15 protein-coding genes and 1 tRNA gene are annotated in these 20,582 nt (G+C 64.6%); 7 read left to right on the top strand and 9 right to left on the bottom strand.

What is annotated here, in order from left to right:
• Positions 1–118: 118 nt before the first annotated feature.
• Complete coding sequence (locus G8O24_RS35515) at positions 119–5,068, top strand: autotransporter-associated beta strand repeat-containing protein (protein WP_188107178.1); 4,950 nt, start codon at positions 119–121, stop codon at positions 5,066–5,068.
• An 81-nt stretch (positions 5,069–5,149) separates the two neighbouring features.
• Here G8O24_RS35515 and G8O24_RS35510 read toward each other — a convergent pair whose 3' ends face one another.
• A complete protein-coding gene (locus G8O24_RS35510) occupies positions 5,150–5,827 on the bottom strand; it encodes an LON peptidase substrate-binding domain-containing protein (RefSeq protein ID WP_188107177.1) in 678 nt (225 codons plus the stop codon).
• Positions 5,828–5,899: 72 nt separating this feature from the next.
• Positions 5,900–6,823, bottom strand: a complete 924-nt coding sequence (gene trxA / locus G8O24_RS35505; RefSeq protein ID WP_188107176.1) for a thioredoxin — start codon at positions 6,821–6,823, stop codon at positions 5,900–5,902.
• Between the two features lie 275 nt (positions 6,824–7,098).
• Between trxA and G8O24_RS35500 the strand changes: the two genes are divergently transcribed.
• Positions 7,099–7,173, top strand: a tRNA-Gly gene (locus tag G8O24_RS35500).
• 248 nt (positions 7,174–7,421) lie between these two features.
• On the opposite strand, the gene G8O24_RS35495 is transcribed toward G8O24_RS35500, so the two are convergent.
• Positions 7,422–7,991 (bottom strand): AAA family ATPase, encoded by a 570-nt coding sequence (locus G8O24_RS35495; RefSeq protein ID WP_188107201.1) that lies wholly within the window; start codon positions 7,989–7,991, stop codon positions 7,422–7,424.
• Positions 7,992–8,155: 164 nt separating this feature from the next.
• Between G8O24_RS35495 and G8O24_RS35490 the strand changes: the two genes are divergently transcribed.
• The 3 genes from G8O24_RS35490 to G8O24_RS35480 all read left to right on the top strand — a co-directional run bounded on the left by G8O24_RS35490 (position 8,156) and on the right by G8O24_RS35480 (position 11,579).
• The gene (locus G8O24_RS35490) at positions 8,156–9,142 is read left to right on the top strand and encodes an NAD-dependent epimerase/dehydratase family protein (RefSeq protein WP_188107175.1); all 987 of its coding nucleotides are present in this window, start codon (positions 8,156–8,158) and stop codon (positions 9,140–9,142) included.
• A 382-nt stretch (positions 9,143–9,524) separates the two neighbouring features.
• Entirely contained in the window at positions 9,525–10,805 is a 1,281-nt protein-coding gene (locus tag G8O24_RS35485; protein ID WP_188107174.1) for a PQQ-dependent sugar dehydrogenase, read from the top strand.
• Positions 10,806–10,985: 180 nt separating this feature from the next.
• Positions 10,986–11,579 (top strand): c-type cytochrome, encoded by a 594-nt coding sequence (locus G8O24_RS35480; RefSeq protein WP_188107173.1) that lies wholly within the window; start codon positions 10,986–10,988, stop codon positions 11,577–11,579.
• Between the two features lie 180 nt (positions 11,580–11,759).
• Here the strand turns inward: G8O24_RS35480 and panE are convergent, their stop codons facing one another.
• The 4 genes from panE to G8O24_RS35460 form a co-directional block, all read right to left on the bottom strand.
• The gene (panE, locus tag G8O24_RS35475; protein WP_188107172.1) at positions 11,760–12,683 is read right to left on the bottom strand and encodes a 2-dehydropantoate 2-reductase; all 924 of its coding nucleotides are present in this window, start codon (positions 12,681–12,683) and stop codon (positions 11,760–11,762) included.
• A gap of 99 nt (positions 12,684–12,782) precedes the next feature.
• Positions 12,783–13,391 carry a 2-hydroxychromene-2-carboxylate isomerase gene (locus G8O24_RS35470; RefSeq protein WP_188107171.1) on the bottom strand — a complete coding sequence of 203 codons (609 nt, stop codon included), beginning with the start codon at positions 13,389–13,391 and terminating at the stop codon, positions 12,783–12,785.
• A gap of 102 nt (positions 13,392–13,493) precedes the next feature.
• Entirely contained in the window at positions 13,494–14,828 is a 1,335-nt protein-coding gene (locus G8O24_RS35465; RefSeq protein WP_188107170.1) for an MATE family efflux transporter, read from the bottom strand.
• 80 nt (positions 14,829–14,908) lie between these two features.
• Entirely contained in the window at positions 14,909–15,490 is a 582-nt protein-coding gene (locus tag G8O24_RS35460; protein WP_376708111.1) for a DUF2239 family protein, read from the bottom strand.
• Positions 15,491–15,668: 178 nt separating this feature from the next.
• On the opposite strand from G8O24_RS35460, the gene G8O24_RS35455 reads away from it, so the two are divergent.
• Complete coding sequence (locus G8O24_RS35455; RefSeq protein WP_188107168.1) at positions 15,669–16,334, top strand: glutathione S-transferase family protein; 666 nt, start codon at positions 15,669–15,671, stop codon at positions 16,332–16,334.
• A 31-nt stretch (positions 16,335–16,365) separates the two neighbouring features.
• On the opposite strand, the gene G8O24_RS35450 is transcribed toward G8O24_RS35455, so the two are convergent.
• On the bottom strand, positions 16,366–17,661 hold the full coding sequence (locus G8O24_RS35450) for an MFS transporter (RefSeq protein ID WP_188107167.1): 1,296 nt from the start codon (positions 17,659–17,661) through the stop codon (positions 16,366–16,368).
• A gap of 96 nt (positions 17,662–17,757) precedes the next feature.
• Entirely contained in the window at positions 17,758–19,500 is a 1,743-nt protein-coding gene (gene ggt, locus G8O24_RS35445; protein WP_188107166.1) for a gamma-glutamyltransferase, read from the bottom strand.
• 103 nt (positions 19,501–19,603) lie between these two features.
• On the opposite strand from ggt, the gene G8O24_RS35440 reads away from it, so the two are divergent.
• On the top strand, positions 19,604–20,582 hold a 979-nt coding region (locus G8O24_RS35440), incomplete at its 3' end, for an MFS transporter (protein ID WP_188107165.1).

The raw sequence follows: 20,582 nt of genomic DNA, 5'->3' as shown, positions 1-20,582 counted from the left end.
CACAAGGCTGTCGAACCAACGGACTAGGTTGCGTGATCGGCGGATCGTCGGTTCGGAGTGTGTCGTGCGTGAGTGTGGGGGTGGCGCGTCGAGGCCGGCGCAGCCGGCTGTCCGGTCGTTGGCGGTCGCGCTGCTTGCGGCCTTGTCGCTGGCGTTCGCGCTGCTGCCGGCTGCCTCCCGCGCCCAGTGGATCGAGGTCGGGCCTTTCACCTCGACCAACACCGCTGCGCCCTCGCCCGGAATCCTGACCAGCAATACGCTCGTCTACGGCATGTCTGCGCAAGGCAATCCCGTCTACGGCGCCGTCAACGTCATCCTGCAAAGTCCGACCGATCCGAACACCTATTGGGCCGCGACCACCTCCGGCGGAATCTGGAAGACAACCAATGGCGGCGTGACCTGGACGCCGACCACCGATCATCAGCCGACGCTCGCGATCGGGGCGATCACCATCGACGCCCTCGACGGCAAGACGATGTATGCGGCGAGCGGCTATTACAGCGCGGGAGGCGTGAACGATGCGCCGCAGACCAGGCTGCTCAAATCGGTCGACGGCGGCGCCACGTGGCAGGCCATGACGCCCACCGGTATCCAGAATTACTATCTCAATTCGTCCGGTAACCAGCTCACCGACAGCGCCCCTGCCTCGATCAAGAACATCATCGCGATGGGCAACGTGGTCCTGGTCGCGGCGGCGGGCTCGCAGGGGCACGATTCGACCACGCAGGCGGGCGGCCTCTACCGCAGCGTCGATTATGGGCAGACCTTCACCCTGGTGCCGGGCTTCAACACCGAAGTGACCAGCCTGATCAGCGCCACGAGCGGCAACAGCACGGTGTTGTTCGCCGCGCGCGACGGCTTCAATTACCGGCCCGACAACGGCATCTTCTACAGCAATGACGCCGGAGCCAATTGGCATCTGCTGCTCGGACCCGGCACGTCAGTCCAGGGCACCAACTCGGCCAATGCGAGCAACCTGGTTTTCTCCGGCGGGTTCGGCGGCAACACCGCCAACATGAAGATCGCCGCTGGGCCGAACGATTCCCTGTTCGTCGCGGTCGCCAAGCAGAACAGCTACCAGCCGATCGTGGTGTTTTACACGCCACAATTCGCGCCCGGCCAGACGCCGACCTGGTACAATCTCGGCGAAGCCTATCTGGCCTCGCCGCCCGACTGTGCGACCGGCTGCGGCCTCGAGGGCAACACCCAGGCCAATCTGCATTTTGCCCTGGTGGCCGACCCCAAGCAGAAGGGCGTCGCCTATATCGCCGGCAGCGGCGATTTTCTCACCGGCGCCAGCGACGAGAGCGCCACCATCGTTCGCGTCGACTACAACGCGTCGACCAACGCCGCGACCTACACGCCGGTGGTCTTCCCAACCCTGAACTCCTCGCCGCATCCGGACACCCGTTCGCTGGTCATCAATTCGCAGGGCGGCTTGCTCGCCACCAATGACGGCGGCGTCTATGTGCTCAACAATCCGGGGAACGCCAACGCAGCCTGGAGCGCACTGGGCGGCGCGGCGTCTAACGGCAGTCCGATCCGCGCCATCGAGGCCTACCAGGCGGTGATGGACCCGAAGACCGGACGGCTCGGCGTGGCGATGCAGGACAATGGCGCCGCGTTCTCGGCCCCCACGACGCTGGGACAGACCAAGACCGGCACGCCCTGGCAGAACGTGGTGGGCGGCGACGGGTTCTCGGTCGCCGTCAACTACAAGCGAAGCGGGGCGTCCATCATGTACGCCACGGGCGACGACCCGCGGCTGGCGCGCGTCTTCGCCGACCAGAATCTGTCGTCGGCGACACCCCCCAACATGCTTGACATCAACATCGCCGGCACGGGTGGCACGGGGTATCAGACCTATGAGGGTGGTGCCACCGGCATTGTCGCGGCGGTCAATGCCGTGGACCCGACCAAGCTGCTGTTCAGGTCGGGCCGGCTCTACACCTGGACCGATCCGGGCACCGCATTGTCCGGCAGCATCGACCTCACCGACATCACCGCCGGCGCCGGTCCCGGCGGCCCCGCGTCCAACAGCAATCTCTTTGCCAGCAACGCGTGGAGCGAGAAGATCGCCTATGGCACGCATGATGCGCCGGATGCCATCCTCGCAGGCGGAAATCTCTTTGGCGGCGGCTACGGCGTATTCCTGCGCACGCAGGCGCAGGCCAATGCCGGCACGCCCGTCGACGTCTCGCACAACCTGCTTGCGTCCTACAGCGACCAGGTCGCGACCAACAGCGCCGGCAATCCGATCGGGGTGATGTTCGATCCGCTCACCGAGCACAAATTCTTCATCACCGACATTCATAACGTCTACGCCAGCAACGACACCGGCGCCACGCTGCGCACCCTCACGCTGCCGGCCAATTTCTCCAATCCCGCCGGCCTTGCCTACGTCGCGGACAGTTACACCGGCGGCGCCATCAACGGCGTGCGTGCGCTGCTCGTGGGTGGCACCACCATCGACGGCTCGCAGGGGTCGGTGATCTCGACCCTCGCGCCATTCGCGACCAACGTGCAGTGGACCAGCCTGGGGAGCAGCCTGCCCAACGCCGTCGCCTATGGACTGAACTATTATTCGGACATCGATACACTGGTGGTCGCGCTCTATGGCCGCGGCGCCTACGTCCTCTACGACGTGACCAGTCATTATTCCCAGGCGAGCGCGCTGTGGTTCGGCAAGGCCAACAACGATTCCGCGCCCGACGTCTCGCTGCTGACAGGCAACAGGCCGCTGGAGAAGTTCGGCACGGGCACGCTGACGCTCAGCGGCAGTGCCAGCTATACCGGCGGCACCATCATCGATGCGGGCATCGTTGCGATCGCGGCCGACGCCAATCTCGGCGCGCCGCAGGGCGGCATCACCTTCAATGGCGGCGTGCTGCAGACCAATGCGAAACTGAGCTCGGCGCGCAACGTCACGCTCGCTGCCGACGGCACCTTCGATGCCGAGGCCGATTCCACCTGGTCCGGGACCGTCTCGGGGCCGGGCGCGTTGAACAAGATCGGCCCGGCGACGCTGACGCTGACGGGGAGCAACAGCTATCTCGGCGGCACGTTCATCTATGGCGGCGTGCTGGCGACCGGCTCCGACGGCGCGCTCGGCAACTCCGCCGGCCAGGTTGGCATCAATGGCGGCACCTGGCGCGCCACGGCCTCCTTCTCGAGTGGTCGCACCGTGGTGTTCGGCTCGAGCGGCGGCAGCGTCGATGTCGCGGTCGGCGCGACGCTGACCGCGAACGGGCTGTGGGCGGCGCAGGGACCGGTGACCAAGACCGGGTCAGGGCTGTTGGCGCTGGAGAGTGCCGGGATCTTCCAGTCGTTCACGGTCGGAGCCGGTGGTCTGGCGGTCGATGGCGCCCTGAACGCCGCGTCGCTTCAGGTTGCGCAGGGTGCCACGCTCGGCGGCGTCGGACAGATCGCCGCGCCGACCACGGTGGCCGGCACGCTCTCGCCAGGAATGCTGTCGCCAGGAACGCTGTCGCAAGGCATGCCCGCGCCTGGTGCCCTCACCTTCACCGGCGCGGTGACGCTGAGCTCGACTGCGACGCTGCGCATCGCCATCGACGGAGCCGCAACGAGTGGCGGCGCCGGCAGCTATTCCCAGCTCATCGTCAACGGTGCCGCGCTCACGCTCGGCGGAACATTGCAGCCCTCTTTTCGCGGCATCACCGGCGGCAACAACAATTTCACCCCGGCGCTCGGGCAGCAATTCCTGATTGCGAGCGCCAGCGGCGGGGTCAGCGGCCAGTTTTCCGGCGTCGATCTCAGCGCCAGCGGCTTGTCCTCAAATCTGCGCATGGACACGCTGATCGGAGCCACCTATGTCGACCTGATCACGACGCCCGCGGCCTACGCGCTGGCGCCGGCAGGCTCGGCCTGGAACGCCAACCAGCAGAGCGCCGGTGCGGCGCTCGATCGGTTGCGGCCGGCCGCCGGCACCATCTCCTCCGACACGGCGCTGCAGAGCGCGTTCAATGCGCTCTACCAGCTGCCACCCTCGCAGCTCGGCCCGGTGCTGTCGGGGCTCTCCGCCGCCAACGAGGCGCGCGGCGTCGGACATGCGCTCGACGCCGTCGACGTATTTCATGAAGCGCTGCAGGACCATCTGCTCGGCGGGGCGGTTGCGCCGGGCTTCAACAATCTCTCCTTCTCGGTCAACGACGTCGGCCGGAGTTTCTCGTCGGCCTATGCCAGCATGGCGGCGCCGGCCGCGACCAGCAGCGCGCCGCGCGATGCCAACACGCCGGCCATCAGCTCCGAGCACTGGTGGAGCTCGGTGTTCTATCAGTCCAACATGACCAGCACCTCGGCCGGCATCACCGGCGGCTCGGCGAGCATCTCGGGCTTCATTGCCGGTCTCGAAGGCGAGGTGAAGCCCGGCCAGCTGTTCGGCGCGCTCGCCTCCTACTCCCACACCGATGCCAGCGGCAACGGCTCGGGCAGCGGCGACAATGTCGTGATCGCCGCCTATGGCAAGCGCACCGTCGGCCGTCTGCAGGCCGCGCTCTATGGCGGCCTCGCCGTCAGCAACATCGCCCTGCATCATGAGTTCGAGACCGGCAGCATCACCAACCAGAACGGCAGCGCCACCAGCCTGCTCGGCGGCACCTCGATCGCCTACAGCTTCGACTACCGGGGGTTCCAGATCGCGCCCACGGCGACCGCCGCGTTCACGCATATGCTGTTCGACGGCACGAGCGTGAACTCGCCTTTGGGTTTCGCGCTGCGGGTGCCGCGACAATGGACCGATCGTTTCCGCTTCACCCTCGGTCCGGCCGTCGCGCGTACCATGACGACCGAACGCGGCATCAAGCTGACCGCCACGCTGGCCGGCGGCTTCCTGTATCAGACCGCGCCGGTGACCTCGCTCGATGCGCAAATCTTCACCGCGGGCGCCCTGGCGCAGACCGCGCCCGCCGGCGGTGCCGGCGTCTATGCCGATGCCGGCCTCTATGCCTCGCTGACCAACTGGATGTCAGGCTTTGTCCGCTGGCGCGGCGAAGCGCGCACGCACGCGCACATAAACCAGGTCTCGGGCGGGCTGAGCGTGGCGTTTTGAGCGACCTGAAGCGGTGATTCCCGGGATCTCGAAATCCAGGACCGGCTCATTTCATCTGCGCCGGCAAATCAGGTTGCCGCCTCACTGCAACGGCGGATCGCCGCTGGTGCGCTTCTTGGCGAGGTCCATCTCGGTCACCGCGATCAGGATCTCGGCGCGGGTTTTCAGGTCGGGCGCCTCCAGCATCGCCTGCTTCTCGGCCGGGCCATAGGGCGACATCATCGCCAGTGCGTTGACCAGCGCCTCGTTGGGCGCGCTCTCGACGCCCTCCCAGTCGACCTTGAGATTGTTGGCCTTCAAAAAATCCGCCAGCGCGACCAGCAGCGCCTCGCGGTTGACCGCCTCCTCGCCGAGGCGCGCCTTGAAATCATCGGTGAAGGCGAAGAAATCGACCTTGCACTGCCGGTAGGCGGTCAGCACCTCGAGCTCCTCGAGCACTTTGAAGCGCGCGACGCCGGTGAGCTCGAGAATGTAGCGGCCGTCGCCGGATTCGGCGAGCTGGGTGATGCGGCCGACGCAGCCGACCCGGAACAGCGCCGGCTTGTCCGAATTCTTCGGCGAGTGGGCCACGTCGGGCTGGATCATGCCGATCAGGCGATGGCCATCGCGAAGGCTGTCGTCGACCATCGCCAGGTAGCGCGGCTCGAAGATGTTGAGCGGCATCTGGCCGCGCGGCAGCAGCAGCGCGCCCGGCAGCGGAAACACCGGAATGATCTCCGGAAGGTCGGCGGGCCCGCGATATTCGATATTGATCGGCATCTGGTCCCCATTTCGGCCCCGAGTCAGATTGAAACGCGCTACCTGACGCCGCGGATCACCTCGACCCTGCCTTCAAGAAAACAGGATCGTCGACAAGCGCTTGCGGCCCTCGACGGTTGCATCATCCGTGCCGCCCCAGGCCTCGAAGAACTGCACCAGCTGCTTGCGGGCGCCGTCGTCGTTCCATTTGCGGTCGCGCTTGACGATCGCGAGCAGCTGCTCGGTGGCCGCCGCGCGGTCGCCCTTCGCGTTCAGCGCGGTGGCGAGGTCGAACCGGGCCTGATGATCGAGCGGGTTTGCGGCGACTTTCTGTTCGAGTTCGGCGATCGGGCCAAGCTGTTCGGCCTGCTCAGCGAGGTCGATCGTGGCCTGCACGGCCTTCACGGCGGGATCGTTGCGCTTGGATTCCGGCACCATGGCCAGGGTCTGCTTGGCCTGCTCCATCGCACCCGAAATCGCGTAGCATTTGGCGAGGCCGGCCAGCGCGGCGATGTTGGTCGCATCGTATTGAAGCACTTCGGCGTAGATCTGCGCGGCGGCGGCCGTATCGCCCTCGGCGAGCACGGCCTCGGCCTCCTGCAGGATCTCGGCGATGTTGGGCTCGCCCGGCGCCGTCACGCCCTTGGTCAGCTTCTCGATGAAGGCGTTGAGCTGGCTCTCCGGCACCGCGCCCATGAAGCCGTCGGCCGGCTGGCCGTTGACGAAGGCGATCACGGCCGGGATCGACTGGATGCCCATCTGGCCCGGAATCGCCGGATGCTGGTCGATGTTCATCTTGACCAGCTTGACCTTGCCCTTGGCCGCCCTGACCGCCTTTTCCAGGATCGGGGTGAGCTGCTTGCACGGGCCGCACCACTCCGCCCAGAAGTCGATCAGCACCGGCTGGCGCTTCGATTCCTCGATGACGTCCTTCACGAAGGTCTGAGTGGTGGTGTCCTTGATCAGATCGGCCGCTGCCGGGCCTGCCGCGCCGTTACCCTGGTCGATGATCGTCACGGGATCCCCTCGTCTGATGTCTGGAATGGCGGGTCTTTAGCACGCCGCCATGTCCTATGCTTCGCTTCAGGCCCTAAAATTGGGCCGAATGGGCCGAATTTCAATCCATTGCCGCCGATTCGGTGGCCTCGGGTCGATTTTGGGTCGATTTGGCCGTTCCAGGGCTCATATTGGGGCTCGGAAAGCGAGATGATGCTGCCGGTAGCTGTTGCATTCGCCTCCCGCTTTTGGCATACGACAGCCGTTGCCGGCGCGTCACGCGACCGACACAGGATGCGGGTGTAGCTCAGTGGTAGAGCACGACCTTGCCAAGGTCGGGGTCGAGGGTTCGAGCCCCTTCGCCCGCTCCAATTTTTCCCTAGAAGCATCCAGCTTAGCCAAACTGAGCCGTGGTTTTCCACGCCGCTGGCGGCTGGATGGGGACTGACACGACAGTTCGTGTCAACGGCTGTGCCTGCCTTTGTTAGTTTGAGCTGTCTCATTTGGCGTTTGCGGTCCGCCCCTTTTGCAGTCTCTCACAGGACGTTCAACGCTGGCCTCGTTCAACACCTCCTGCACAATTCTTTCCTGACCGGCCTTGATGCGGCCTTGGATCATCTCAAGGCGCGGTTCCCAGTGGGTCCCGATCTACCGCTCTGGATTTCAAGAGGATCTCGTTCACGACGTTTTCAAGCGGCTCATCGGCATCGACGATGATGCCGTCTTTCGGAATGCCTTCTTTTGTTTGGTGCAACCGTCTGATGAGTTCTTTTTCCTCCGGTTTTCCGCCCCAGTCTGTCGGGTCGAGCGCCATACGCGCATCGAGCCGCCGATACAATGTTTCGAGGTCCTTGACCTCGAGAACAAAAACGCCATCGAACAAATCGATAAAGCCAGGGAAATTTCTGGAGCCGCCACAAAAGAAAGAGATGGCATGGCTGTGATCCGCAATTGCGGATTTGACCTTGTCGATATTCCAAAGCCACCGCACGTACTGCCATGCGGTCTTGTCCATCTCGTTTAGGTGCGCAGGCACGACGGCCAACGGCTTGCCCGTTTCTGGGTCTCCTTGATAAGCCAACTCCCGATCGCCGTGGACCACGTGGTAACCGCGCCGCTGCAATTCCTCAGCCACCGTGGTTTTGCCAGTGCCGGACATGCCCTCGATCAAATAGTTTCTAATGCCCATTTCCCTCTCGTGGATCGGCCTATGCCGGCCAAGTGTGATGGCGGATGAATGTGCCGACCAGTTCATCGTGATACCAAGCATCTCGGCCCTCGACAGGCGTCTCAGCGAAAAATACCGTAAATCGGCTCGGGGCGTTCCGCCTTGATCGGTACATCTGGTTCCACATGACAATTCTGGTCACCGGCAGCGCCGGCCATCTCGGCGAAGCCATTCTGCGCACCCTCCGGCGCCGCGGCGCGCCTGCGCGCGGGATCGACCTGAAGCCGTCGCCTTTCACCGATGCCGTCGGCTCGATCGTCGATCCCACCTTCGTCGGTGCGCAGATGGATGGCGTCACCGCCGTGATTCACACCGCGACGCTGCACAAGCCGCATGTCGCGACTCACAGCAAGCAGGACTTCGTCGATACCAACGTCACCGGGACGCTCAATCTGCTCGAAGCGGCTGATGCGGCCGGCGTGAAGAGCTTTGTCTTCACCAGCACCACCAGCGCGTTCGGCTCGCAGCTTCGTCCCCAGGCGGGGCAGGCGGCGGTGTGGGTCACCGAGGAGCTGGCGTCGGTGCCGAAGAACATTTACGGCACGACCAAGCTGATGGCTGAGACTTTGTGCGAGCTGTTCTTTCGCGAGAAGGGCCTGCCGGTCGTGGTGCTGCGGACCTCGCGCTTCTTTCCGGAGGATGACGACGATCCTGCGATGCGATCAGCCTATGCGCTGGACAATGCGCAGGCCAACGAGCTGCTCTATCGACGGCTGGATATCGCGGATGCAGTCAGCGCGCATCTGCTCGCCATCGCGCGCGCGGGCGAGGTCGGCTTCGGCCGTTACATCGTCTCGGCGACGAGTCCGTTCGCGCAACACCATCTCGCGGCATTGGCTCGTGACGCCGCCGCAATCGTGCGAGAGCTCTATCCGGATTGCGCCGAGCTCTATGCCGCGCGGGGCTGGCGGCTCTTCCCTGACATCGACCGCGTCTATGTCAACGAGCGCGCGCGGCGCGAGCTCGGATGGCGTCCCGAATTCGATTTCGCCCATGTGCTGCGCAGCCTGCGTGAGGGCCGCGATTTTCGCAGCGCCCTGGCGCGTGAGGTCGGCTCGAAGGGCTATCACGACACGCTGTTTGACGACGGGCCGTACCCCGTCGCCCGCTAATCGCCGCTTTTGTCAAATCGCACGATGAATCAGACGCGTGGCCGGCCTCACCGCGCGGTCTGCGGCCGCGGCCGTTCTACTGTGCATGGGGTTGTTTTCGCGTTTCCGGATAGGTCGCCCGATTTGCTGCCTGCAAATCAGGCGCGCATGATTGCGATTCCGCGTTGCAGCGAGAACGTTGTCGTGACGGCCCAAGCCGATGTGTGACGATCAGTCTCAATTTTTATTGAGTGCTATCGCAGCGCACGCGACGCGCTTTTCACGGTTCGCAGATGTGCTAACCTTTTTGCGTCTGCCACCTCGACAGACCACAAACTTCGCCTCTCGACTATCAGAACAAAATAACGTGCAGCCCTGACGGCTGCCTTAGGGGAGTGACGCGATGAAATTCCATCAATCCGCATTTCAATCCGTCCTGGCGCTTGCAGCGGTTGCCCTACTCGCGGGGACAAGCATCGCGGGCGCGCAGCAGCAGGACAAGAGCCGTGCGCTGAAGAAGTACGAATCCGGCACCAAGGAATTCTGGACCCATCCGCCGGACGATTGGTTCCTCGGCGACGAGACCGAGGCGCAGAAGGGCCTCGCGCCGCCCTCCGGTCCGCCGACCGGCGCCTCCGATGCCGAGCTCGCCAACATCGTCAAGAAGGTGAAGCTGCCGGCGGGCTTCAAGATGGAGGTCTACGCCTCCGGCGTATTGGCCGCGCGGCAGATGGCCTGGGGTGACAAGGGCACGCTGTTCGTCGGCTCGTTCGGCCTCGGCAACGTCTACGCCATCAAGGACAACAACGGAAAGAAAGAGGTCAAGACCATCCTCAAGGGGCTGAACATGCCCACGGGTCTCGCCGTCAAGGACGGCGCGCTCTACGTCATCGCGGTCGACAAGCTGATCCGCTATGACGATATCGAGAACAAGCTCGACAATCCCGGCGAGGGCAAGGTCGTCTATGACGACATGCCGTCCTACGCCGCGCATGGCTGGAAGTACATCGCCGTCGACAAGGAAGGCTGGTTCTACATCCCGTTCGGACCGCCCTTCAACGTCGGCGTTCCCCCGACCAGCGTCTCGCAGATCCGGCGCGTCGATCCCAAGACCGGCAATGCCGAAATCTACGCGCTCGGCGTTCGCAACTCGGTCGGCGGCGACGTCGATCCGCGCACCGGCAAATACTGGTTCACGGAGAACGCACGCGACTGGATCAGTGACGATCTTCCGTCAGACAAGCTGAACATGATCTCCAAGCTCGGCGAGCATTTCGGCTATCCCTATTGCCATCAGGGCGACCTTCCCGATCCGAAGTTCGCCATGGGGCACAAATGCTCCGAGTTCACGCCGCCCGTGCTGAATCTCGGCGCCCATGTCGCTCCGCTCGGCATGAAGTTCTATACCGGCGACCAGTTCCCCGCCGAATACAAGAACAACATCCTGATCGCCGAGCACGGCTCCTGGAATCGTCACAAATACCAGGGCGGCCGCATCATGCGCGTGATCGTCGGACCCGACGGCAAGAATGCCAAGCAGGAGGTGTTCGCCTCGGGCTGGATCGAGGGCGACCAGGGTTATCTCGGCCGCCCCGATGACATCATCCTCGCCAAGGACGGCTCGATCCTCGTCGCCGACGATTGGGCCGGCGCGATCTATCGCATCAGCTACAGCAAGAAGTAGCGCACGACGACACGAGGCTGCGGTGGCTCCGCAAGGCGCCGCAGTCTCTTTCTTTTGAGCCTCACGCGTGCCGGACTGCGTGCAGCTCCGGAACCCATAACCCCGACGCGTGGTTATGGAGTCCGGGCCCGTGCTTCGCTCGCCCCGGAACGACGCAGTCGATAGATCGGAATTCCCATCATGCCTCGGCATTTCCTCTCGCACGCCATCAGCGCGGCTGCGCTTCTCGCGCTCGGCGTTTTCTCCGCAAGTGCGGCCGACAACGCGGCGGTCCAGGAGAAGGCTGCCGTCTGTTCCGGCTGCCACGGCGAGAACGGCATCTCGCAGACCGAGAACATCCCCTCGCTGGCCGGCCAGCCCGATCAGTTCCTGCAATGGCAGCTCGTGTTCTTCCGCGCCGGCTCGCGCAAGAATGAGCAGATGCAGCCGATCGCGGAGACGATCACCAACGAGGATGTTCGCAGCCTCGGCGCCTATTTCGCGGCGATGACGCCGCCGAAGCCGGCAGAGGACGGGGATCCGGACCTGTCGAAAAAGGGCGCGCAGGTCGCCGTCGGCCGCCGCTGCGCCTCATGTCACACGGACAGCTTCGCCGGCACCAAGGCCGTCGCGCGGCTCGCAGGTCAGCGCGAGGAATATCTGGTCAAGGCGCTGCACGACTACAAAGCGGGCCAGCGCGTCGGCGGCGGCGTCGCCGCAATGGCCGACGTCGCCTATCACATGAGCGACGAGGAAATCACGGCGGTGGCGCATTATCTGGCGTATTTCAAGTAGCGCCGGGCTATCGCGACAATCTCAACTGTCGTCCCGGACAAGCGAAGCGCAGATCCGGGACCCATACCCACAGAGAGCAATTTGGCGAAGACTTGGAGTGGGAGCATCGCATCAAACTGCTCCCTGTGATTATGGATCCCGGGCTCGCGCTATGCGCGCCCCGCGATGACGAGTGTGGAGCTACCCCGCCCGCTGCTTCTCATACGCCTTCAGATGGGTGTAGGCGATGCGCAGCTTCGGCACCGGGACCTTGGCCGCATCGGCGCGCGCGATGAGGTCGCCGATCACGTGGTCGGCTTCCACCGGCAGGCCGGCCTTGATGTCGCGGAACATCGAGGCCGTCATCGGTGAGCCTTCGGTGGTGAGGTTGCCCTTCACCCGTTCGAAGAACGGACCGCCAGGCGGATAGCCCGAGGCGGTGGCGATCGCGCTGGTCTCATCCAGCATGCCGAGCAGGAAGTCGCGGCCGCCGGGCGCGGCGAGAATGTTGCCGACCGAGGTGCGCATCAGGCTGGTAGAGGCCGCGAGCGAAGACAGGAACACCCACTTCTCCCACATGTCCTGCATGATGTTCTGGCTGGCGGTGGCGCCGTTGATGCCGCTCTTGAAGGCCTCGTCGATCGCCTTGACGCGGTCCGACAGTCTTCCGTCGCGCTCGCCGTAATTGATCGACTGCATCGGCTGCAGCTGCACCACCTCGCGCTTCTCGTTGAGAGTGGCGGCAATGGCGCAGAGGCCGCCGAGCACGCGCTCCTTGCCGAATTTCGCATCGAGGATGTCGAGATGCCTCATGCCGTTGAGCATCGGGATGATCGCAGTATTGGGTCCGACCGCCGCGGCGAACGAGGTGATGGCGTCGTCGAGATCGAACGCCTTGCAGCTCAGCAGCACGACATCGAACTTGTCCTTGATCGCGTCGGCCTGAACGGTCGGCGGGGTCTTCAAGGTCACATCGCCATTCGGGCTCTTGATGACGAGACCGGCGCTGGCGAGCTCGCCGGCGCGCCTGGGGCGGACCAGGAAGGTGACATCGCGGCCGGCCTGCAACAGCCTGCCACCGAAATAGCCGCCGATGGCGCCGGCGCCGACCACGAGAATACGCATGGGAGAGCTCCGCTTTTGTTATTGGCGAATGGCGAATAGGGAGTAGCGAATAGTGAGCGAGATTTCCACTCGCTATTCGCTACTCGCCATTCGCACGCTTCACTTTCCTGACACCATCTCCTCGACCTCGCGCAGCTGCTCCTTGCCGAAGAACATCTCGTTGCCGACGAAGAAGGTCGGCGAGCCGAACGCGCCGCGGGCGACGGCTTCCTCGGTGTTCTTGATCAGCTTGCCCTTCACCTCGGGCTCCCCGGCGCGGGCGAACAGTTTCTGGGCATCGAGGCCCGAAGACGCCAGCGCCTTCGCGGCAACTTCCGGATCATCCATCTTCTTCGGCTCGCGCCACATATGGTGGAAGGCAGCATCGACATATTTTTCGAAGACGCCTTCGAGCTGCGCCGCGATCGCGGTGCGCATCAGGTTCAGCGTGTTGACGGGAAAGTGGGGATTAAAGACATAGGGCTGAACCTTGAAGCGCTTGATGAAGCGCTCGGTCTCGACCTGCTGGAATTCGCGCTTGTTCCTGACGCCGGCGAGCGTCTCGGCCGGCGACTTGTTATTGGTCGCCTTGAAGATGCCGCCGAGCAGGATCGGCACATATTCGAATTTGACGCCGATCCGCTGCTCGATCGCCGGAATCGCCAGATGGCTGAGATAGGCGTTCGGGCTGCCGAAATCGAACAGAAATTGCGGGGCTGTGCGGGTCAAATTCGTTCTCCCTGACCTGGCTTTTTGAGGTGGATTTTCTCCATTGTGGCGCAGGGCGCGCCACAGGTCCACCGTTTAATGATGATCATAATATCTTGACGATCAGACCAGGCGCCGGATCGCCTGCTTGCGCCACACCAGGAGGTAATAGCCCATCTGCAGAATGAACATGGCGCAGAACACGATCGGATAGGCGGCCCACACACCCGCAAGGCCGATCGTGCGGCTCAGGATCACCGCGGCCGGCAGCTCGACGGCGACGATGGCGAAGATCGACAGCAGCATCGGTGTCAGCGCCACGCCGGCGGCCCGCATCGCACCGGAAAACGTCGTCGCAAGACCGAACGGCACCGAGCTCCAGAGGGCGACGAAGAGCAGCCCCTTCGCCAGATCGAGCACGGCGCCATCAGTGATGAAGAGGCCGAGCACGGCGCGCGGCACCAGATAGATCAACGCCACCAGCCCGCCTGTCAGCACGAGATTGAACGCGAGGCCGGTTCGCACGATGCCGTCGAGCCGCGCCCGGTCGCCGCCACCGACGGCTTGCGCGCCGAGGATCGAGACCGCAATCGAAATCGACATCGCCGTGAACTGCGTGTAGCCCATCACCTGGTTGACGGCGCCGTAGGCGGCGGTGGCGTCAGATCCATAGCCGTTGACGAGGCCGAGCAGCACCAGCTCGGCGATCGCCATCACGACCATGCCAACTGCGCTCGGCAGTCCGATGCCGAGGATTTGCCCGAGCACCGCGCGATCGATCCACAGGTGACGCAACAGTGCCGTGTCCGGCGCAAGCGCGTGTTTCTTCCGCAGCAAGTAGACGGCCAGCACCGCCAGCGTCACTGCGTTGGCGACGGCGGCGGCCCAAGCCGGGCTGGTGATGCCGACCGCGCCGCGGATCAGCATCGGTGTCAGGATCAGGCCGATCGCCGTCGACAGCGCCAGCGCCAGTAGCGGCGTCACCGCGTCGCCGACGCCGCGGATCATCGCCGTCATCAGCAGGAAGGTGAAACCGAGCGGCATCGTCAGCAGCATGACGCGCGCATAGGCGCTGGCAGGAGCGAGAATGTCGGGAGGCGTCGCCAGCGCCATCATCAATTGGCGGCCGAAGAGGCCCCCGATCAATCCGACGGACATCGAGAGCAGCAGGCCGACCGCGAGCGTCGTGCCGACGACGATCTTGATCCTGTCGTGCGCGCCCGCGCCGAAGGCTTGGCCAATCAGCACGGTGGCGCCGGTGCTCAGTCCCATGACGAAGGCGAACAGGAAGAACATCACCGGGAAGAACACCGAGACCGCCGCGAGGGCGTCCACGCCGATCATCTGGCCGAGATAGACATTGCTGACGGTGCCGAACAGCGACTGCAGCGCGTTGCTCAGCATCAAGGGCGCGAGAAAGCGGAGGAAATTTTGCCAGAGCGGCGTGGCGGCGGACATGGATGGTCCTTTCATCGGGCGTGCGAAGCTGTTGCCGCGCGATGCGCGGCTCGGCCGTCGTTGGAGTCGAGACGTCGCGGCTAGGCGCGGTCGCTGTAGGCGAGCTTGACGATGTGGTCGCGAATATCGGTGGGCCAGTCGGCGATCAGTCCGGTGAAGCGTCGCCGGTCATCTGCGAACAGTGCCCGCGACGCCTCCTCGAACTGCGGCAAATTGCCGGCCATGGTCGACATGAAGTGATAGGCCGCATCGCGCGCCTGCCGCTCGCGGTCCTTGTCGCCGCTGACACGCCTTGCCTCGTCGACGAGTTTTCGCAAGGCGACCGATGCGCCGCCCGGCTGCGCATTGAGCCACTCCCAATGCCGCGGCAGCAGCGTCACCTCGCGCGCGACCACGCCGAGCTTCGGCCGCCCGCGCCCGCGCGGCTCGGCCGGTGCTGCGGTCTCCTCGGCCGGCGGCGGCATGAACTTGGCCAGTCGCGCCAGCACCTCGCGATCCCCGCCGCGCAGGTCGAAGTCGATCGGTCGGCCCGTGGCGTCCTCGAAGATGATGATGGGCTGCTCCGGCCGCGGCGCCACCCGCTTGACCACCAGTGCGACCTCTCCAGCCGGTCCGGACGCAAGGCGCTGATGGCCCTGAAAGGCGGTGAAAGTCTTCTGCATTGAAATCATTGCCATATTGAATCGAGTCGCGCCGCTTAATATCCGGGTAAATTGCCAAGGTCAATATACCCGGATGAAAATATCCATCCGGACGGCTCGACATTGTGTTCCCGGGCTGGCACGTACGCGGCCGACCGACCGCGCCTAGCCACCACGCCTAGCCTTTGGGGACCTACCGATGTTGACCGTCCATCATCTCAACAATTCGCGTTCGCAGCGGGTGCTGTGGCTGCTCGAGGAGTTGGGCGTGCCTTATGAGATCGTGCGCTACCAGCGCCAGCCCGACATGCGCGCGCCGAAAGATCTGCGTGCGATCCATCCGCTCGGCAAGTCGCCCGTCATCACCGACAACGGCAACACCATCGCCGAGTCCGGTGCGATCATCGAATATCTCGTCGCGACTTACGGCAACGGCCGGCTGATCCCGCCGCCCGATACACCGGAGCGGCTGCGCTATACGTATTGGCTACATTATGCCGAGGGGTCGGCGATGTCGCCGCTGCTGCTCAAACTGTTGTTCACCTTGATGCCGAAGCGTGCGCCGGCGCTGCTTCGCCCGCTGGTGCGCAAGGTCTCGAACCAGGCGCTCACCGCGCTGGTCAATCCGCAGCTCAAGCAGCACATGGATTATTGGGAAGGCGAGCTCGGCAAAAGCGAGTGGTTCGCCGGCAACGCGTTCACCGCGGCCGACATCCAGATGAGCTTTCCGCTCGAAGCAGCCCAGGCGCGCGGCGGGCTCGAGCAGGGCCATCCCAAGGCGATGGCATTCCTCGAGCGCATCCACGCGCGGCCGGCCTATGCGCGCGCCCTGGAAAAGGGCGGGCCGTATCAGGTGGGGCGGTAAGCTTCTCTTCTATCATTCCGGGCGGTGTCCACTATTCCGCATGCAGCACGCGCCCACGGGTCTCCGGGAGGGCGAATGCGGCGATGAAGAACAGCGCGTAAGCCACCACCGCGAAAATCGCGATGGCATTGGCGAGCGACGTCGATGCCGACAGTGAGCCGACGAGGAATGGAAACAGCGCGCCGATGCCGCGGCCGAAATTGTAGCAGAAGCCCTGGCCTGAGCCGCGCAGCCGGGTCGGAAAGAGCTCTGTCAGGAATGCGCCGACCCCTGAGAAGTAGCCCGAGGCGAAGAAGCCGAGCGGGAAGCCCAGCACCCACAGGATCTCATTGGTGAGCGGCAGCTGCGTGTAGAGCAGCACCACGGCGATTGCGCCGATCGAGAAGATCAGGAACAGGTTGCGCCGCCCGATCCGGTCGGCGAGCCAGGCGCCGGTGAGATAGCCGATGAAGGAGCCGATGATCAGCGTCGAGAGATAGCCAGTCGAGCCGACGATCGACAGATGCCGCTCTTTCGTCAGGAACTGCGGCACCCAGAAGGTGATGGCGTAATAGCCACCCTGGCAGCCCGTCGCCATCAACGATGCAAGCACCGTCGTCTTCACGATCGGAAAGGTGAAGATCTCCCACAGCTTCGGATGACTGCCGGTTTCCGCGTGCTTGGCGCGCGCGGCGGCCGCGATCTCCGGCTCGGTGACGGAGCGGCGGATGTAGAACACCAGCAGCGCCGGCAGCGCGCCGATCACGAACATCCAGCGCCACGCCGTCTCCGCCGGCATCATTGAGAACAGGATCGCCTGCGACAGCACCGCAAGGCCCCAACCGACGGCCCAGCCCGATTGCACCGAGCCGACCGCGCGTCCGCGATATTGCGGCCGGATTGCTTCGCCCATCAGCACGGCGCCTGCTGCCCATTCGCCGCCGAAGCCGAGGCCGAGCACGGCGCGCGCGATCAAGAGCTGCTCGAAATTCTGCACGACGGCGCAGACCAGCGAGAAGAACGAGAACCAGATGATGGTGATCTGGAGCGTCCTGACCCGGCCGATATGGTCGGAGAGATAGCCGCCCAGCCAGCCGCCGATGGCGGAAGCCAGCAGCGTCACGGTGCCGGCGAGACCGGCTGACGCCGCATCGACCTTCCACAGCGCGATGATGGTGCCGATCACCAGCGGGTAGATCATGAAGTCCATGCCGTCGAGTGCCCAGCCCGCCGCGCAAGCCCAGAAAGTCCGGCGCTCGGCAACGTTCATGTCGCGATAGAAGGCGAGAAGGCTGGTGTCCTCGATCTCGGCGCGTTCGATGCGCGGAATCGGATCGGCTGTCGTCATGTGCGTTTCCCCGGCAATGTCTTATGTCCGGCCGTGGTAGCACGCGCGGCGGGCAACGCAAGCCGGCGCGCGTGCCCTTGCCATGCAGTGGCCGGGTTACTGTCCAGCGGCCTCTGCTCCGCGCGTGCGCGGATCGGGCGCGCCGAGGAGACCGTTCGGCGTCACGAGAATCGAATTGGCCGACGTCTGCCCCATCGGAGTGACGATGAGATGGTCCCTCGCTTTCAGCTCGAACAGTACGTCGTCGGGAAAGCCACGCTCGACGCGCACCTCGTCCGGCAGCCATTGATGATGCAGCCGCGGCGCGGCCACGGCGGCGGCCACGTCCATCCTGTAGTCGAGCACGTTGACGATCACCTGGAGCACGGTCGAGATGATGCGGCTGCCGCCGGGCGAGCCCGTCACCAGCACCGGCTTGCCGCTCCTGAGCACGATGGTCGGCGACATCGAGGACAGCGGTCGCTTGCCGGGCCCCGGCAGGTTCGGCTCATAGCCGACGAGGCCATAGGCGTTGGAGGCGCCGACGGCGGCGGTGAAATCGTCGAGCTCGTTGTTGAGCAGCACGCCGGTGCCGTCGGCGACGAGGCCGACGCCGTAGCTGAAGTTCAGCGTATAGGTGTTGCTGACCGCGTTGCCGCTGCTGTCGACGACGGAATAATGCGTGGTGTTGCTGCCTTCGCGCGGCGCGGGCGGGGCGGAAACGATCTCCTTCGACGGTGTGGCGCGATCGGCGGAGATGCCCGCGCCCAGCCTGGCCGCGTAGTCCTTCGCGGTAAGCGTCTCGATCGGTGCGTTGACGAAGGCGGGATCACCGAGATAGCGCGCACGATCCGCGTAGGCGCGCTTCATGGCTTCGACCAAAAGATGCAGCGATGCCGGCGAGCCCTGCTTCAGATCGGCGAGCTGAAAGCCCTCAAGGATGTTGAGCGTCTCGACCAGCACCACGCCGCCGGACGAGGGCAGCGGCATTGAGACGATATCGTAGCCGCGATAGGTGCCGCGCACCGGCGTGCGGATGACGGCCTGATAGGCCTTCAGATCGGCCGGGGTCATGATGCCGCCGGCGTCGGTCACGGCCTTGGCAATCTTCTCCGCCACCGGGCCCTCATAGAAGCCGCGCGGTCCTTGCGCTGCGACGCTCGCCAGCGTGTCAGCGAGATCGCTCTGCACCAGCCTGTCGCCTTCGCCAAGCGGCTTGCCATCCGCCTTTGCAAAGACCTTTGCCGAGGACGGCCAGCGTGCGAGCCGCGCGTACCAGCCCGGCAGCGTGTCGGCGATATCGTCGCTGACGATAAATCCGTCTCGGGCGAGTGCCATCGCAGGTTCGAGCAATTGCGCCAGGGTGAATTTGCCCGAACCGAATTTCTCCAGCGCCAGCGCCAGGCCTGCGACCGTGCCGGGCACGCCGATGCCAAGTCCGGAATCGCGCGATTTGGCGGGATCAGGCTTGCCGTCGGACCCGAGAAAAATCTGCGCATTGGTCGCCGCCGGCGCGGTCTCGCGATAGTCGATCGCGATGTCTTCATTGCGCTCGGCGGAATGGATCACCATGAAGCCGCCGCCGCCGATATTGCCGGCGCGCGGATAGGTGACCGCCATCGCAAACCCGGTCGCGACGGCTGCGTCGACGGCGTTGCCGCCACGCCGCAAGATGTCGGCACCGACCTGCGCGGATATCTTCTCCTGCGCCACCACCATGCCATGCTCGGCAGGGATCGCGTGGACCGTATCGAGCGCGGGCGGAACATAGGCCTGCCGCGCATCCTGCGCGGTTGCGGATGCAAGACCAAACGCCAGGGTGGCGATGAGTACGACGAATGTCCGACGTGTCGACGCCATCAACAAATTTCCGCCAAGCCTTCAGGCCAATTCACACGCGTCACTGCAATGCTATACGGTTTGCGCTAAGAGAGACAAAACTGTTTGTGATGAGGACTGCGTGATGACGACGATCGCCCCGGATGCGCGCCTGGCCAGCGCTCCGCGGACCTATCCGCCGCGCGCCGCCGTCGTCAGCTGGATCTTCTTCGATTGGGCGGCACAGCCCTATTTCACGCTGATCACGACGTTCGTGTTCGCGCCCTATTTCGCCACAAGCGTTGCGCCTGATCCTGCCACCGGCCAATCGCTCTGGGGCTTTGCGATGGCAGCAGCAGGCATGGCGATCGCGCTTCTGTCGCCCGTGCTCGGCGCCATCGCGGACGCCGCAGGCCGCCGCAAGCCGTGGATCGCTGCGTTCGGCGGGGTCCTGGTGGTGGCTTCATGCGCGCTGTGGATCGGCAAGCCCGGCGATCTCTCCATCATTCCGCCGCTCCTGATCGCGGTTGCGCTTGCCAGCGTCGGCGCGGAATTCGCCACCGTTTTCAACAATGCGATGATGCCGACGCTGGTGCCGCCGGAGCGCGTTGGCCGGCTCTCCGGCACCGGCTGGGCTACGGGTTACATCGGCGGCATCGTCAGCCTGATCATCGTGCTCGGCTTCCTCGCCGCCAACCCCGAGACCGGCCGTACGCTGCTCGGCTTCACGCCGTTGTTCGGGCTCGATCCGGCCACGCACGAAGGTGACCGTGCCGCGGGACCGTTGACCGGATTGTGGTTCATCGTCTTCGTGACGCCGATGTTCCTGTTCACGCCGGATTATCCGGCGAAGCGTCCGGTGCGCGAGGCACTGCATGAAGGTCTGGCAGGCCTGAAGCGATCGCTGAAGGATCTGCCGCAGCAGAAATCGCTCGCAGCCTTTCTGCTGGCCAACATGATCTACACCGACGGCCTGGTCTCGCTGTTCGCGTTCGGCGGCATCTACGCCGCCGGCACGTTCGGCTGGCACACCATCCAGATCGGTACGTTCGGCATCATTCTCGCCATCGCGGGCACTTTTGGCGCCTGGCTCGGCGGCAAGCTTGACGATTCCCTCGGACCGA

Origin of the sequence: Bradyrhizobium campsiandrae (assembly GCF_014529705.1) — a bacterium.
GTDB lineage: Bacteria > Pseudomonadota > Alphaproteobacteria > Rhizobiales > Xanthobacteraceae > Bradyrhizobium > Bradyrhizobium campsiandrae.
This window is presented reverse-complemented; position numbering and strand designations above follow the sequence as displayed.